This is a genomic window from Ruegeria sp. AB5 (genome assembly GCF_056542645.1).
Genome location: NZ_JBQGAE010000001.1, coordinates 662,476 through 676,308, shown reverse-complemented (window position 1 = coordinate 676,308; position 13,833 = coordinate 662,476). Strand labels below are relative to the sequence as shown.

The window sequence follows — 13,833 nt, the reverse complement described above, 5'->3', positions numbered from 1 at the left end:
TTAAAACGCTTCGGCAAAGATGTTGCCAGCTGTGACGACGTTGATACCACCCGAGACCGGAATCACCGCTCCCGTCACATAGCTTCCGCCGCGCCCGCACAAGAAAAGCATACAGCCCGCGATGTCGTCGTCGCGTCCGACACGTCCCAGAGGAACAGACTTTCCAACCTTCTCTCGTGTGTCTTCGTCTGCGGTCGCAAAAGCGGTCATGCGCGATACAAATGGACCCGGCGCCAAGGCGTTCACCGTGACGTGGTAGGGCGAAAGCTCTTTGGCAAGGACCTTGGTCATATGCAGAACCGCCGCTTTCGAGGCCGAATAGCTGTAGGCCCCATCGCCCATTGGTACCTCTCCCATGACAGAACCAACGTTTACCACACGCGCCGGGTCTTCGGCTGTTCCCGATTTCATCAAAAGCGGCAACAGTTTCTGCGTAAGATCGAACACGCCAGCAACATTCACCGACATGACCTTTTCCCACGCCTCATGTGGGAACTGCCCCATAGGGGCGCCCCAGGAGACGCCCGAATTATTCATAAGTATATCAAGTTGCTCGGTCCGCGAATTGATGTCGGCGACGAGGGAATCGATTCCGTCCTTGGTGCCAATATCCCCCCCAAATCCTTCGGCGTGACCTGTTGCGTCAAGGGCGTTCAACTCGGCGGCGACAGCCTCGCACGCATCCCCTTTGCGCGACGCGATCAGAACGCGAGCGCCCGCGCGTACCAAAGCCTCGGCGGCCATACGACCAATGCCTGTGGCGCCGCCAGTGACCAACGCAACTTTGCCATCAAGTGAAAACAGGGTTTCGGGGGTCATGTGCTGCTCCTTGGTTTCTTGCGGGACGCATCGCTTACGGCGTTGACACCGTTTGATCCTGCCCCACATGTTCGTCCTGCACGAATAACAAGAAGAACAGGGGCAATATGCAAGCATTACTCAGCGTCGCACCGGGGGGGCCTGAAACTTTGGAACTGACCACCCTGCCCGACCCATCGCCAAAAGCCGGAGAGTTGCTGATTGGTGTGAAAGCGGCTGGCGTCAATTTTCCGGACACGTTGATGATCCGTGACCTCTATCAGATCAAACCACCGCGCCCCTTTGCGCCGGGCGGTGAAATCTCTGGTGAAGTGCTTGCCGTTGGCGAAGGTGTAGACCAATTCAGGGTCGGCGACCGTGTTCTGGCTCTGACCGGGCATGGCGGCTTTGCCACTCAAATGGTGATCAAGGCCTCTACCGCCATTCAATTCCTTGACAACATGCCGTTCGACGAAGCCGCGTGTTTTATCTTCACTTATGGCACCTCTTACCATGCGCTCAAGGATCGGGCGGCAATTCAACCCGGCGAAAGCTTGTTGATCCTGGGGGCTGCAGGTGGGGTTGGCTCGGCCGCTATTGAGTTGGGCAAATCCATGGGCGCGCGCGTGATCGCCGCAGTGTCATCGCCTGACAAAGCCGAATTCTGCAAGTCCATCGGCGCGGACGAAACAATTCTCTATCCTCGGGATCCGGACAAAGATGCCCAGAAAGCGTTTTCACAGAGTATCAAGGCGCTGGTCGGCGGGGATGGTGTCGATGTCATCTACGATGCAGCCGGAGGGGATTATGCCGAACCGGCCTTGCGAAGTATCGCGTGGAAGGGGCGCTATCTGGTGGTTGGCTTTCCGGCGGGTATTCCAAAGCTGCCACTCAATCTGGCGCTGCTGAAAGGCTGCCAGATCGTTGGCGTTTTTTGGGGGGCATCTGTCTTTCGAGAGCCTGCCGCGCATTCAGAAAACCTTCGTGAATTGTTCAATTTATTCACTGACGGAATGATCAGACCGCAGATCAGCGCCCGCTATCCTCTTGGCCGGGCTGGAGAGGCGCTGGACCTGTTATCGCAGCGCTCCGTTCTCGGCAAAGTTGTGGTTACGATGGACGACTCGCAGTGACTATGGGGCAAGCGTGCCACAGATCACACCACCCACTCGCCTCATTGGAGCAATGGCCGGTGGACATGCGCACCCCTTCACGTCTATGAAACGAGTACGGGGATAGTGATGAATGACCAAAATTCTTGTTTTGAACGGGCCTAATCTCAATCTATTGGGAACCCGACAGCCAGAAGTCTATGGCTGCACCACTTTGGAAATGGTGGCAGAGACCTGCGTTGCGCACGGTCGCTCCGCTGGTCTTGAGGTGTCGCATTTCCAGTCAAACCACGAAGGTGCGCTGATTGATGCCATTCATCAGGCACGCGGCGTGCAGAATGGGCTGATTTTGAACGCCGGGGCTTATACGCACACCTCGATCGCATTGATGGACGCCATCGCGTCCGTCGAATTGCCTGTGGTCGAGGTACACCTGTCCAACATTCACGCGCGGGAATCCTTCCGCCACACATCCTACATCGCGCCGGTCGCTCTGGGTCAAATCTGTGGATTTGGAGTTCAGGGCTATGTTCTAGCCTTGGATGCGTTGGCTGCGCACCTGAAGGCAAAGGACGGCGCATGAAACTAAAAGAATACGTGCGTTTCGTCAGCTATACCAAAACTCTGGAAGAGTTGTGGGACGCCCATTGCCGCCAAATGGCGGACTACGGGTTTGATCGGCTGATCTATGGCTACACGCAATACCGCACAGAAACTTCCTTAGGCGACCCCGAAGATTTTGTGATCCTGACCAACCATTGCAGGGCTTATGTGGATGGCTTCCTGGGAGAAGGGCTTTATTTTCACGCGCCTATGTTGCAATGGGCGTTGGATCACGAAGGTGCAGCAAGCTGGCGCTTGATTCAGGAAATGATGACAAACGGCAAACTGTCGCCCGAGCAGCAGAGAGTCGTGGATTTCAACAAATCCAAGAACGTTGTCGCCGGCTACACGGTAAGCTTCAACTCTGTGTCCATGCGGACCAAGGGCGCCATCTCATTGTCGGCCAAGGGCGATACGACCCAGGACGACATTGATGCTGTTTGGGACGAACACGGTGAAGACATTCTGTTGATGAACAACGTCGCCCACCTGAAAATCCTGACCCTGCCCTACACACCGCCCAACCGTTCACTGACCAAACGGCAGCGCGAAGCCCTGCAATGGGTTGGGGATGGCAAGACTACTCAGGACATTGCCCTATTGATGGGGCTGACCTCGGCGACGGTCGAAAAGCATCTCAGGCTCGCACGCGAGTCCCTGTCCGTCGAGACCACGGCCCAGGCGGTTCTAAAGGCCGCTCTGCACAATCAAATGTTTGTAATGGAAGCCTGAAAACCCATAATTTGACGCTAGATAGCACCAGTTTACCTTAGGTAAGGAAATCATGACTTCCGAATCCAAAAGGAAAATTGCACAGTGATTTTGTTCCGTGAGTGGTGGCTTTAGCCAGGGAACATTCGATTGGATCTTTGCAATTTCAGAGCTCTCCGATCAATCTGACTTTTGGGGCGCCTATTTGTCCGCGTCCCGATGTTGGAAAATTTGGGGGGCCTCGACCATCCCCATCATGCGGGGCCCTCCATCCTACTTCCTGACTTAACGGGTTGTGGCCGGTGAAGCTGGCTATGGCACAATAAAACCGGTCACGCTTGGCGCGACCGGTCTTTTGCGTTTTGTGTTCAGGCCCCGGTGCGGGGCCCGTTTTCAGATGTCAGCCCTGAGCAGCCTTGGCGACTTCGGCAGCGAAGTCTTCTTTTTCGACGACGATGCCTTCACCAACTTCCAGACGGACAAAGCCGGTGATGGTTGCGCCTGCTTCCTTGGCCGCTGCTTCAACGGTCAGGTCAGGGTTCACAACAAACGACTGGTTCAGCAGGGTCGATTCGGCAACGAATTTCTTCATGCGACCGACGATCATCTTTTCGATCACCTGCTCGGGCTTGCCGGATTCGCGGGCGATGTCCATCTGAACCTGCTTTTCCTTCTCGACAACAGCCGGGTCCATGTCCGCCTCGGACAGAGCCGCCGGGTTCACGGCCGCGATGTGCATCGCAATCTGCTTGCCGATGGCTTCGTCGCCACCGGTCAGAGCGACCAGAACACCGATTTTGCCCATGCCGTTGGTGGCCGCGTTGTGAACGTAGGATACAACAGTGTCACCCGACAGTTTCGACATGCGGCGCACCGACATGTTTTCGCCGATGGTGGCGATCTTGTCGGTCAGGGTGTCAGCAACGTTCTTGCCACCCAGGTCAGCAGTCAGCAGTTCTTCCACACTGTTCACGCCTTCTGCGGCATATGTGATCTTGCCAACCATTTCCTGGAACTCGGCGTTTTTCGCAACAAAGTCGGTTTCCGAGTTCACTTCGACAGCAACACCGTTGCCACCGTTGACGTGAACAGCAACCAGACCTTCTGCTGCGGTACGGCCCGATTTCTTGGCCGCTTTGGCCAGACCTTTGGTACGCAGCCAATCAACGGCTTCGTCCATGTTGCCTTCGGTTTCGGTCAGCGCTTTTTTCGCGTCCATCATGCCTGCGCCGGTGGTGTCGCGCAGTTCTTTAACCATTGCTGCTGTGATTGCCATTTTTTGGCTCTCCTCAATTCAAACGGAATTGGGGCAGGTCATACCCTGCCCCATATGTCATTTACGTGACGGGCAGCTTACGCTTCGGCTTTGGCTTCCGGCGCGGCGTCTTCTGCGGGCGCTTCTTCCGCAACGGCTTCTTCAACCGGAGCTTCTTCAAATGCACCCAGATCAACGCCTGCGGCACCCATCTGAGCGGTCATGCCGTCCAGAGCGGCGCGTGCGGCCAGATCGCAATACAGCGAGATCGCACGGGCTGCGTCGTCGTTGCCGGGGATGATGTAATCCACGCCATCGGGCGAGCAGTTGGTGTCGACAACAGCTACAACCGGGATACCCAGCTTGTTGGCTTCGGCGATGGCCAGCGCTTCTTTTTTGACGTCGATGACGAACAGCAGGTCAGGAACGCCGCCCATTTCGCGGATACCGCCCAGCGAGGCCTGAAGTTTGGTCTGGTCACGCTCCATGCCCAGACGCTCTTTCTTGGTCAGGCCTTCGGCGCCGGATTCCATGGCTTCGTCGATCTGGTTCAGGCGGTTGATCGACTGGGAAACGGTTTTCCAGTTGGTCAGCGTGCCACCCAGCCAGCGGTGGTTCATGTAGTACTGAGCCGATTTTTCAGCGGCTTCGGCGATCGGGCCAGCGGCCTGACGCTTGGTGCCAACGAACAGAACGCGGCCACCTTTTGCAACGGTGTCACGCACGGCCTGCAAGGCCTGGTCCAGCATCGGAACGGTCTGGGTCAGGTCCATGATGTGGATGCCGTTGCGCGAGCCGTAGATGAACGGACCCATGCGGGGGTTCCAACGCTGTGTCTGGTGACCAAAGTGAACGCCAGCTTCGAGCAGCTGACGCATGGTGAACTCGGGAAGAGCCATGCTTTATTTCCTTTTCCGGTTTACGCCTCGGCGGGGGTGAAAGAAGCGGATGCTCCAACCGGCGGGCCAGATAAGGATGTCTCCCCTACAAAGCCCAAACCCCGCCTGCGGGTTTGAATGGCGCGCGTATACGGCAGGATTTGAGGCAACGCAAGGGTCTTTTGCCCTTATTTTTCAAGTCGCGCAATGCCATGCGCGTGTCGAACGGCCTGTTCGCAATGAACCGCTAAAGCCTTGCGGGTTTCAAAGTCGCTGACCTTGGCCGGTGAGTGATAAATCAGTTCGACCGACCCTTGTCTGCGCGCACCCAAAGTCTTTATCAGGTGCGGTCCAAACTCCATATCTCCCCACCAGCCGTAAAAACGGTCCGGTTGTCCCGGGGGTGCGTGAAACACGACCGAGACTGGTTGGACAAACATGAAATCCTGCAGCTCATCGGCGAAGAATGCCGCGAAGAGTGTTGTTTTGAAAGGCAAAACCCTTAATCCGTCCGTTGACGTTCCTTCGGGAAAAAACAACAGCTTGTGCCCGGCTTTCAGCCGGGTTTCGAAGACTTGCGTCTGTTCCTTGGCCTTCCTGCGATCCCGCTCGATAAAGACCGTGCCGGTTGCGCGGGCAAGCCAGCCGATCCCCGGCCATTTCGCGACCTCCGCCTTGGAGACAAAGTAAATCCGTTTCCGCGCGTTCAGTGCAAAGATGTCCAACCACGAACTGTGATTTGCGACCACCGCACCATGCTCTGCCATCAAGTCGCCTGACGTTCGAAAACCGATTCCAAGAACCCTGAACGCCGTGCGACATACGAACTGAGTGATGAACGGTGTGATCGGCCGACGGACACCAAAGAGTGGGCGCTCGATCAAGCGGATCAGAAGAAGGATGATCAACCCGCTAAACACCAGCAGGGCCAGCGGGACGCCGCGCAGCAGAACCAAAAGCCAGCCAAGACCCCCAAGGTGGATCGGGTCAGGCGCGTCCTCGCTATTCCAAAGCGGATCGCTCACCGGATCAGGCCCCGCCGTAGATACGTCTTTGTCGCTCGTTCATACGAGCGGTATCCAGGATCAGGCAAACATCCGTGGTGTTGAAGGCGTGGTCGATAAAGGCCCCCTCGCCCACAAAGCCGCCAAGGCGCAGATAGGCCTTGATCAAGGCTGGCACCTGCACCATCGCGGCACGGCGATCAATGGTATCGGGCGCAACAAGGTTCATGGATTGAAACACATCCGGCTGCGCCCGTACTCGCAGGTCTTCCGGCGCCAGATGGGTGTGATGGAGCAAGGACAAGGGCTGCGCCAAGGCATCAACATCCGTGCCATGAAAGCTTGCCACACCGAACAGAACCTCGATCTTCCGTTCGGCAACATAAGCAGCCAGCCCGGTCCACAGATGATACATCGCCGTCCCCCCCCGATAATCGGGATGCAGGCAGGATCGGCCAAGCTCCAGCAACTTGCGACCACTTTGCTTCAGAACGGTCAGATCGTACTCGTCTTCAGAATAGAACTGCCCCAGATTTGCTGCACGTTCGCCCGGTAACAGCCTGTAAACACCCACAACTTTACCAGACCTGTCATCAATCGCCAGCATGTGGTCGAAAAAGGGGTCGAACTTGTCCTGCTCCAGACCCGTGTCATGATCGACCATTTCGCCACCGCCGCCCAGCTCGCGCACGAACACGTCGTATCGGAGCCGCTGCGCGGCGCGCAGCTCGTCGTCGGTTTCCGCAAGTTTGATGGTAAATGAAGGGCCTGAATCCGGCATGTTGATCCTTTGAACTGCCCCTGGCTGATACCGCAAGTTTTCACGTAAAGGCAACATTGCGACGTCTGGTCTTTACCGTTAACTTTTCCTAAACCAGTTTCAGGGATCAAAGACCGGCATCAAGGCGATGCGTGTTCCGTCGATTACCACTTTCCCCTGCTCGCGAAAGTTCACGGTGATCTTGCCCCCGATGTTGGACTGCACCTGTCCAACCCCCCAATCGGGGAAATCGGGGTGACGGACATACATGCCCGGTGCAAGAATGGCATTGAGGTCTGACATGGGGGCTCCGGTCCGGTGGCAGATACAACAGGAGGTACGCATGGCCGCAACCGACGTCAACCTGGCCGAGCTAATCGGCTCTCGGATCTGTCATGATCTGATCAGCCCGATTGGTGCAATCACCAACGGTTTGGAGCTGTTGGACATGGTTGGCGCGGTCCAAGGCCCCGAGATGGAGCTGATCTCGGGCAGCGTCGGCAGCGCCGGGGCGCGCATTCGTTTCTTTCGCGTGGCTTTCGGATCGGCCAGCGCCCAGCCTTTGGGGCGGACCGAAGTTGCAGAATTGCTGAAAGATGTCGAACGGGCTGGCCGCGTGCGGGTGAACTGGAACCTGACCGAGCCGGTGCCGCGCAATCAGGTTAAACTGGCCTTTCTGGCCCTGATGTGCTGCGAAAGCGCGATGCCTTTGGGCGGTGTGGTCGATATTTCGGCACATGGCACAGGCTGGCAGGTCATCGGGACAGCGGACAAGCTGAACATCGACCCAGAGCTGTGGAAAAACGTGGCCACGGGAAAATTCCCCAACAAAATCATGCCCGCCCAGGTGCAGTTTGCCTTACTGCCGGAAACGGCCAAGGCCATGGGGCGGCGGATTGCGGTCGAGACCAACTCAACCCGCGTCGCCCTGAAATTTTAGGTGCGGGTCGTGCCGTTGCCGCGCACAAGATACTGAAAACTGGTCAGTTGCGCCGCGCCTACCGGGCCGCGCGCGTGCATTTTACCGGTCGCAATACCAATTTCGGCTCCCATGCCAAACTCTCCGCCATCGGCAAACTGGGTCGAGGCGTTGTGCATCAGGATGGCGCTGTCGAGCCGCTCGAAGAACCGCGCCGCTGCGGTATCATCCTCGGTCATGATGCAGTCGGTGTGGTTCGATCCGTACTGCTGTATATGAGAGATAGCCGCATCGATATCAGCCACCGGCTTTGCCGCTATGATACTGTCGAGGAACTCCTTGCCCCAATCTTCAGCTGTCGCTGCGACGGTGCCGTTCACGGCCAAAACGCCTTCGGCATGGACTTCGACACCGGTTGACATCAAGGCTGCAACGACGTCCCGCCCGAGTGTTTCGGCAATGTCCTGATGGATCAGAAGACATTCAGCCGCCCCGCAGATGCCGGTACGACGGGTCTTGGCGTTCAGCACCACGTCCAGCGTCTTTTGCGGATCGGCGGCCTTATCGATGTAGATGTGAACGATGCCTTCCAGATGCGCAAATACCGGCACGCGGGCCTCACGTTGAACCAGCCCGACCAATCCCTTGCCGCCCCGCGGGACGATAACGTCAACGTAGTCGGTCATGGTCAACAATTCCTGCACCGCTGCCCGGTCGCGGGTCGGCACCAGTTGAATGGCATCTTCGGGCAGGTTTGCGGCCTTCAGACCTTCGACCAAGCAGGCGTGGATTGCGGTCGAGGAATGAAACCCTTCGGACCCGCCCCTCAGGATCACCGCATTGCCGGATTTCAGGCACAGCGCCCCTGCATCTGCCGTCACGTTGGGACGGCTTTCATAGATCACGCCGATCACGCCCAAGGGTGTGCGCACCCGCTGAATGTTCAGGCCCGAAGGCATGTCCCATTCGGTGATCACCTCGCCCACTGGGTCGGTTTGCTCTGCGACGGTGCGCAGACCGTCGACCATGCCCTGAATCCGGCTTTCGTCCAGCATCAGGCGGTCCATCATCGCAGGGCTCAGGCCCTTGTTGCGACCGAACTCCATATCCTTCTTGTTGGCTTCGATGATTTCGGCTCGACCGGCCCAAACCGCATCGGCGGCGGCGATCAGAGCCGCATGTTTGCGCTCGGCACTGGCAAAGGCCAATTCACGCGCAGCGTTTTTGGCGCGTTTGCCAAGATCGGCCATCAGGGCGGGAATATTGTCGAGGTCTTTCATCTCATGCACCTTTCTGCGCCGTCACAGCGCCAAATCGTCCCGGTGGATCAACACGGCACGACCTGGATAGCCCAGGGTTTCCTCGATTTCCGAGGATTTGCGCCCCTTGATTGCGTCCGCCTCTTGTGCCGTGTAGCGGCTGATCCCCTGCGCCAATCGGCGGGCCTGCGGATCCAAGACTGCGACCGGATCGCCGCGTCCAAAATCGCCGGTGACCTCTACGATACCCGCTGGCAACAGGCTTTTACCATTGTTCAATGCCCGGGCCGCACCATCATCAACGGTAATCTCGCCCCGGGGTTTCATCGCCGAGATCCACCGTTTGCGCGCTGCATGAGGATCAAGCGTTGCGGTAAACCACGTGCAGTTCGCGCCATTTTCAAGCGATTGCAGAGGGTTGAGGGTCGATCCTTCCGTAATCGCCATGTCGCATCCGGCAGCTGTGGCCATCTTGGCCGCCAGCAGTTTGGTCTTCATCCCGCCTTTGGAGAGACCAGAGCCGGCGTCGCCCGCCATCGCCTCAATCTCGGGCGTGATCCGGTCGATAGCGGCATAGCGCGTGGCGGACGGGTCGTCATTCGGATTGCCGGAATAAAAGCCGTCCACGTCGGACAGAAGGATCAACTGATCAGCCCCAACAGTAACTGCGATCTGGGCAGCCAACCTGTCATTGTCCCCATATCGGATTTCATCCGTGGCGACGGTGTCGTTTTCATTGACAATAGGCACAACGCCCAACCCCAACAGCGTTTCCAGCGTCGCGCGCGAGTTCAGATAACGTCGACGATCTTCGCTGTCCTCCAGCGTGACCAGAACCTGCGCGGTGGTGATCTCGTGCGGTGTCAGCGCCTCTTCATAGGCGCGGGCCAGCCGGATTTGCCCCACAGCAGCGGCGGCCTGCGACTGTTCCAGTGGCAAGGTCGCAATCGGCAAGCCGAGAACACCCCGCCCCAGCGCAATTGACCCCGAAGACACCAGAATGACATCCGAGCCCTGCCCTTTCAGCCAGGCCACATCCTGCGCCAATGATTTCAACCAGTCCGACCGCAGCAAACCTGAATGCCGGTCCACCAGCAAGGCAGAGCCGATCTTGACCACCAAACGGCGCGCTGCGGTCAGGGATGCCACGACTGCGCCTCCTCGGCGGGCTTTTGCCGCAGGCGGTTTTCATCTATCCGCGCCCGTAGCGCGCGCAGGACTTCGGTCACGCCCAGATGCGCGACGCCAGACATGGTCATGACGGGTCCGCCAACGGCCTCTTCCAACTCGGACCTGATCAGATCGCGATCTTCATCATCCAACGCGTCGATCTTGTTCAAAACAGTGATACGTGGCTTGTCTGCAAGTTCTCCGCCATAGGCTTCGAGCTCGGTAATGATGGTGCGGTAATCCTCAACCACGGTCTCAGAGGTGCCGTCGACCAGATGCAGCAACACCGCGCAGCGCTCGACATGGCCCAGAAATCGGTCTCCGATCCCCCGCCCCTCATGCGCGCCTTCGATCAGCCCGGGAATGTCGGCCACGACGAATTCGACATTGTCGACGCCGACGACACCCAGATTGGGATGCAGCGTAGTAAAGGGATAGTCTGCAATCTTGGGTCGGGCGTTTGACGTGGCCGCAAGAAAGGTCGACTTTCCGGCATTGGGCATACCCAGCAGGCCGACATCCGCGATCAGCTTCAGCCGCAGCCAGATGGTACGGTCGATACCCGCCTGCCCCGGGTTGGCGCGCCGTGGAGCCTGATTGGTGGCCGATTTGAAGTGCAGGTTGCCGAACCCGCCATTGCCACCCTTGGCAAGCAGAAACCGTTGGCCGACCTCGGTCAGGTCGCAGATCACGGTTTCTTCATCCTCATCCAGAATTTCGGTCCCGACGGGCACGCGCAGGACAATATCGTCGCCATCCTTGCCAGTGCGCTGCTGGCCGCGCCCGGGCTGGCCGTTCTTTGCGAAGAAATGCTGCTGGTAGCGAAAGTCGATCAGGGTGTTCAGCCCGTCTACAACCTCGGCCCAGACAGTCCCGCCTTTGCCGCCGTCCCCACCGTCGGGACCGCCGTATTCGATGTATTTTTCGCGTCGGAAGCTGACGCAGCCGCTACCTCCGGCCCCGGACCGGATGTAGACCTTTGCAAGATCGAGAAATTTCATGTCTGTCCCCTACTGCAAAGGCCCCATCGGCCACAAGTCAGAGTTTCTTTGTATACGTCCAGGTGGGCACATTCGCGTCACGCGCCACCGAATAGCTTTCCGCATCGCCAAGATACTGGAACCCGCAATGGGTCAGCACCCGAGCCGAAGCGGGGTTGTCCTGAAACACGCTGGCGAACATGTTGCCGTTCTCAAGCGGGTTGGCATTCACCAATGTTTCAACAGCCAGCGATGCCACCCCGGTATTCCAGTACACCGGGGCAACCCAATAGCCGACCTCGGATTGGTTGCGGTCCAGCCGGGTCAAGGAAATCAGGCCGATCAGCTCTGGCCCACCATCTTTGGTGGCGTCCATCGCCCACACATCCTCGTCCCGGTCCTCGGCCATTGCGCGCGTTACAAACGCCTCGGTTGAGCCAGGCGGCAAAGGATGCGGAATCGACGTGGTCATACGCGCCACGCGCTCATCGCCTGCATAATGTTCGATGAGACCCATATCCGACCGGCGCAAGGGGCGCAGGTCGAACCGCTCGGTTTCGATGACCGGCTGATTTATGATTGCCTCAAGTTTCATGAGTGCGTTCCTCCTCCGAACAACACAAAAAGTACGGACGCAACAGTCAGACTGGCGAGCGTCCACATCAGATATTTTTCCGCAGGCCGACCTTCAACCACATGGGCGATCCGATCTCCGGCAAATGTCCAGACCGGATGCAGCAAGACCTGACACAACAACAAACACAGAGCGATCGTCAGCGTGGCGTCGAAACTGGACGTCCCCGCAGCGACAAACCCCGTGAACCCGGCAATGATCATCGCCCAGGCCTTAGGGTTCAGTGGATGAACGATCAATCCAGACCAGAACCCGGGAACCTGCAAGTTCGCGTCCCCACGCGACAGGCGCAGATTGGCGATTTTCCACGCCAACCAGCAAATATAGGCCGCCGAAGCATATTTGAGCGCCTCAAACACCAGCGGGGCCTGTTCGGCCATCTGCATAAGCCCAAAGCCAACCGGCCAGATGATCAGTTGTTTTCCCAGAATGACGCCACCCACAAAAGGCAGAGCCGCCCGGAAACCATAGCGCGCACCTGTTCCCAGCAGGACCATATTGGCCGGCCCCGGCGTACCGACCTGAGAGGCGGCAAAGATCAGGAAACTGGTGGTTGCAACGGGCATGAGCGTTCTGGATCACAACTGCGTTAAAACGAAAAAGGGACCGGCATTTTCTGCCGGTCCCCCATGAATTTTTTATTAAACCTTCTGGGTTTCGGCTTACTCTGCGGCCTCCGCCACTGGCAGGACCGAAATAAAGGTGCGGTTTTTGAGCCCTTTATGGAACTTCACAGCGCCATCGACAGTTGCAAAGATTGTATGGTCTTTGCCCATGCCTACGCCTTCGCCCGGCCAGAACTTGGTGCCGCGCTGACGTACGATGATGTTGCCTGCGATGGCGGCCTGGCCACCATACAGTTTCACGCCAAGGCGGCGACCAGCTGAGTCGCGACCGTTACGGGAGGAACCGCCAGCTTTTTTATGTGCCATTCTCTCTCTCCTTAGCCTTGAGCCAGCTCTTTGGCCTGCTCAACCCATTCGGGTTTCACTTTGACCGTTTCGATAGCAGCAATCTGCTCATCCGACAAGGCAGCCAGAGCGGCAAAGCTTTCGATACCGGCCTCGTTCAGCTTCTTGGCAGCGGCGGGGCCGACACCGTTCAGCTTGGTCAGATCGTCAGCAGCAGCAACTGCAGCGGGTGCCTCTGCCTTGGCTTCCGCTTTCTTGGCAGGCTTTGCAGCGGGTGCCGCTTCGCCAGCCGGAGCGGAACCGGTTGCAGCTTTGATGCCCGACTTGTCAGCGCCCGACGACAGGATGTCGACGATCTTGACCAAAGTCAGCTTCTGACGGTGGCCAACGGTACGCTTCGAGCTGTGCTTACGACGGCGCTTGACGAACTTGATGACCTTGTCACCTTTGATCTGTTCGATCACTTCGGCTTGTACGCCGGCACCTTCGATGAACGGTGCGCCAACAACCGGTGCGTCGCCGCCCAGCATCAGAACATCGTTGAATTGAACTTTTTCACCTGCGTCGGCAGCCAGCTTTTCAACACGGAGCACATCGCCCGCCTGAACCTTGTACTGCTTGCCGCCAGTCTTGAGGACCGCAAACATGCGTCTTTCCTTTGTCTAACCGCGTTCTGTGGTCCCCGAATGGGTGTTGCTGGCTTTCGCCACCTCGAACAGCGCGCCCTTTTCGGGCTGTGTGACTGACCCGCCAGACTTTCCGGGGGTCAAACAATAACGATACCCGGCGCGGAGTTCCGGCCGGGATGCGCGCTTATCCATAGATTGACAGGTAAAGTC

17 protein-coding genes are annotated in these 13,833 nt (G+C 57.9%); 4 read left to right on the top strand and 13 right to left on the bottom strand.

Annotated elements, in window-relative coordinates; translation table 11 throughout:
* Complete coding sequence (locus ACR0L4_RS03435; RefSeq protein WP_170748812.1) at positions 1–819, bottom strand: SDR family NAD(P)-dependent oxidoreductase; 819 nt, start codon at positions 817–819, stop codon at positions 1–3.
* 107 nt (positions 820–926) lie between these two features.
* Here ACR0L4_RS03435 and ACR0L4_RS03430 point away from each other — a divergent pair, with 107 nt between their 5' ends.
* The 3 genes from ACR0L4_RS03430 (at position 927) to ACR0L4_RS03420 (ending at position 3,245) form a co-directional block, all read left to right on the top strand.
* Positions 927–1,931: an NADPH:quinone oxidoreductase family protein gene (locus tag ACR0L4_RS03430; protein WP_480510593.1), complete on the top strand. Its 1,005-nt coding sequence runs from the start codon at positions 927–929 to the stop codon at positions 1,929–1,931.
* 112 nt (positions 1,932–2,043) lie between these two features.
* Positions 2,044–2,493, top strand: coding sequence for a type II 3-dehydroquinate dehydratase (gene aroQ, locus ACR0L4_RS03425; protein WP_170748810.1), 450 nt, complete (start codon positions 2,044–2,046; stop codon positions 2,491–2,493).
* On the top strand, positions 2,490–3,245 hold the full coding sequence (locus tag ACR0L4_RS03420; RefSeq protein ID WP_170748809.1) for a LuxR family transcriptional regulator: 756 nt from the start codon (positions 2,490–2,492) through the stop codon (positions 3,243–3,245). The genes aroQ and ACR0L4_RS03420 overlap by 4 nt, the downstream gene beginning before the upstream one ends.
* Positions 3,246–3,624: 379 nt before the next feature.
* Here ACR0L4_RS03420 and tsf read toward each other — a convergent pair whose 3' ends face one another.
* The 5 genes from tsf to ACR0L4_RS03395 all read right to left on the bottom strand — a co-directional run bounded on the left by tsf (position 3,625) and on the right by ACR0L4_RS03395 (position 7,424).
* Positions 3,625–4,500, bottom strand: coding sequence for a translation elongation factor Ts (gene tsf, locus ACR0L4_RS03415; RefSeq protein ID WP_170748808.1), 876 nt, complete (start codon positions 4,498–4,500; stop codon positions 3,625–3,627).
* A 77-nt stretch (positions 4,501–4,577) separates the two neighbouring features.
* Positions 4,578–5,378: a 30S ribosomal protein S2 gene (rpsB, locus tag ACR0L4_RS03410; protein WP_480510590.1), complete on the bottom strand. Its 801-nt coding sequence runs from the start codon at positions 5,376–5,378 to the stop codon at positions 4,578–4,580.
* A gap of 167 nt (positions 5,379–5,545) precedes the next feature.
* The gene (olsA, locus tag ACR0L4_RS03405) at positions 5,546–6,382 is read right to left on the bottom strand and encodes a lyso-ornithine lipid O-acyltransferase (RefSeq protein WP_480510588.1); all 837 of its coding nucleotides are present in this window, start codon (positions 6,380–6,382) and stop codon (positions 5,546–5,548) included.
* A gap of 4 nt (positions 6,383–6,386) precedes the next feature.
* Complete coding sequence (olsB, locus tag ACR0L4_RS03400) at positions 6,387–7,142, bottom strand: L-ornithine N(alpha)-acyltransferase (RefSeq protein WP_480510586.1); 756 nt, start codon at positions 7,140–7,142, stop codon at positions 6,387–6,389.
* 99 nt (positions 7,143–7,241) lie between these two features.
* Complete coding sequence (locus ACR0L4_RS03395; protein ID WP_170324899.1) at positions 7,242–7,424, bottom strand: DUF3553 domain-containing protein; 183 nt, start codon at positions 7,422–7,424, stop codon at positions 7,242–7,244.
* A 40-nt stretch (positions 7,425–7,464) separates the two neighbouring features.
* On the opposite strand from ACR0L4_RS03395, the gene ACR0L4_RS03390 reads away from it, so the two are divergent.
* The gene (locus tag ACR0L4_RS03390; protein WP_480510584.1) at positions 7,465–8,061 is read left to right on the top strand and encodes a histidine phosphotransferase family protein; all 597 of its coding nucleotides are present in this window, start codon (positions 7,465–7,467) and stop codon (positions 8,059–8,061) included.
* Here the strand turns inward: ACR0L4_RS03390 and ACR0L4_RS03385 are convergent.
* From ACR0L4_RS03385 to ACR0L4_RS03355, 7 genes are all read right to left on the bottom strand, one after another.
* Positions 8,058–9,320, bottom strand: coding sequence for a glutamate-5-semialdehyde dehydrogenase (locus tag ACR0L4_RS03385; protein ID WP_480510582.1), 1,263 nt, complete (start codon positions 9,318–9,320; stop codon positions 8,058–8,060). The genes ACR0L4_RS03390 and ACR0L4_RS03385 overlap by 4 nt on opposite strands.
* Positions 9,321–9,341: 21 nt before the next feature.
* The gene (gene proB / locus ACR0L4_RS03380) at positions 9,342–10,448 is read right to left on the bottom strand and encodes a glutamate 5-kinase (RefSeq protein ID WP_480510580.1); all 1,107 of its coding nucleotides are present in this window, start codon (positions 10,446–10,448) and stop codon (positions 9,342–9,344) included.
* Positions 10,436–11,470 (bottom strand): GTPase ObgE, encoded by a 1,035-nt coding sequence (gene obgE / locus ACR0L4_RS03375; protein WP_480510578.1) that lies wholly within the window; start codon positions 11,468–11,470, stop codon positions 10,436–10,438. Before obgE ends, proB begins: the two co-directional genes overlap by 13 nt.
* Before the next feature lie 37 nt (positions 11,471–11,507).
* On the bottom strand, positions 11,508–12,044 hold the full coding sequence (locus ACR0L4_RS03370) for a GNAT family N-acetyltransferase (protein WP_480510576.1): 537 nt from the start codon (positions 12,042–12,044) through the stop codon (positions 11,508–11,510).
* Positions 12,041–12,649 (bottom strand): LysE family translocator, encoded by a 609-nt coding sequence (locus ACR0L4_RS03365; RefSeq protein ID WP_480510574.1) that lies wholly within the window; start codon positions 12,647–12,649, stop codon positions 12,041–12,043. Before ACR0L4_RS03365 ends, ACR0L4_RS03370 begins: the two co-directional genes overlap by 4 nt.
* 96 nt (positions 12,650–12,745) lie before the next feature.
* On the bottom strand, positions 12,746–13,015 hold the full coding sequence (gene rpmA / locus ACR0L4_RS03360; RefSeq protein ID WP_010440093.1) for a 50S ribosomal protein L27: 270 nt from the start codon (positions 13,013–13,015) through the stop codon (positions 12,746–12,748).
* 11 nt (positions 13,016–13,026) lie between these two features.
* Complete coding sequence (locus ACR0L4_RS03355; RefSeq protein ID WP_480510572.1) at positions 13,027–13,641, bottom strand: 50S ribosomal protein L21; 615 nt, start codon at positions 13,639–13,641, stop codon at positions 13,027–13,029.
* Between the last annotated feature and the right edge of the window lie 192 nt (positions 13,642–13,833).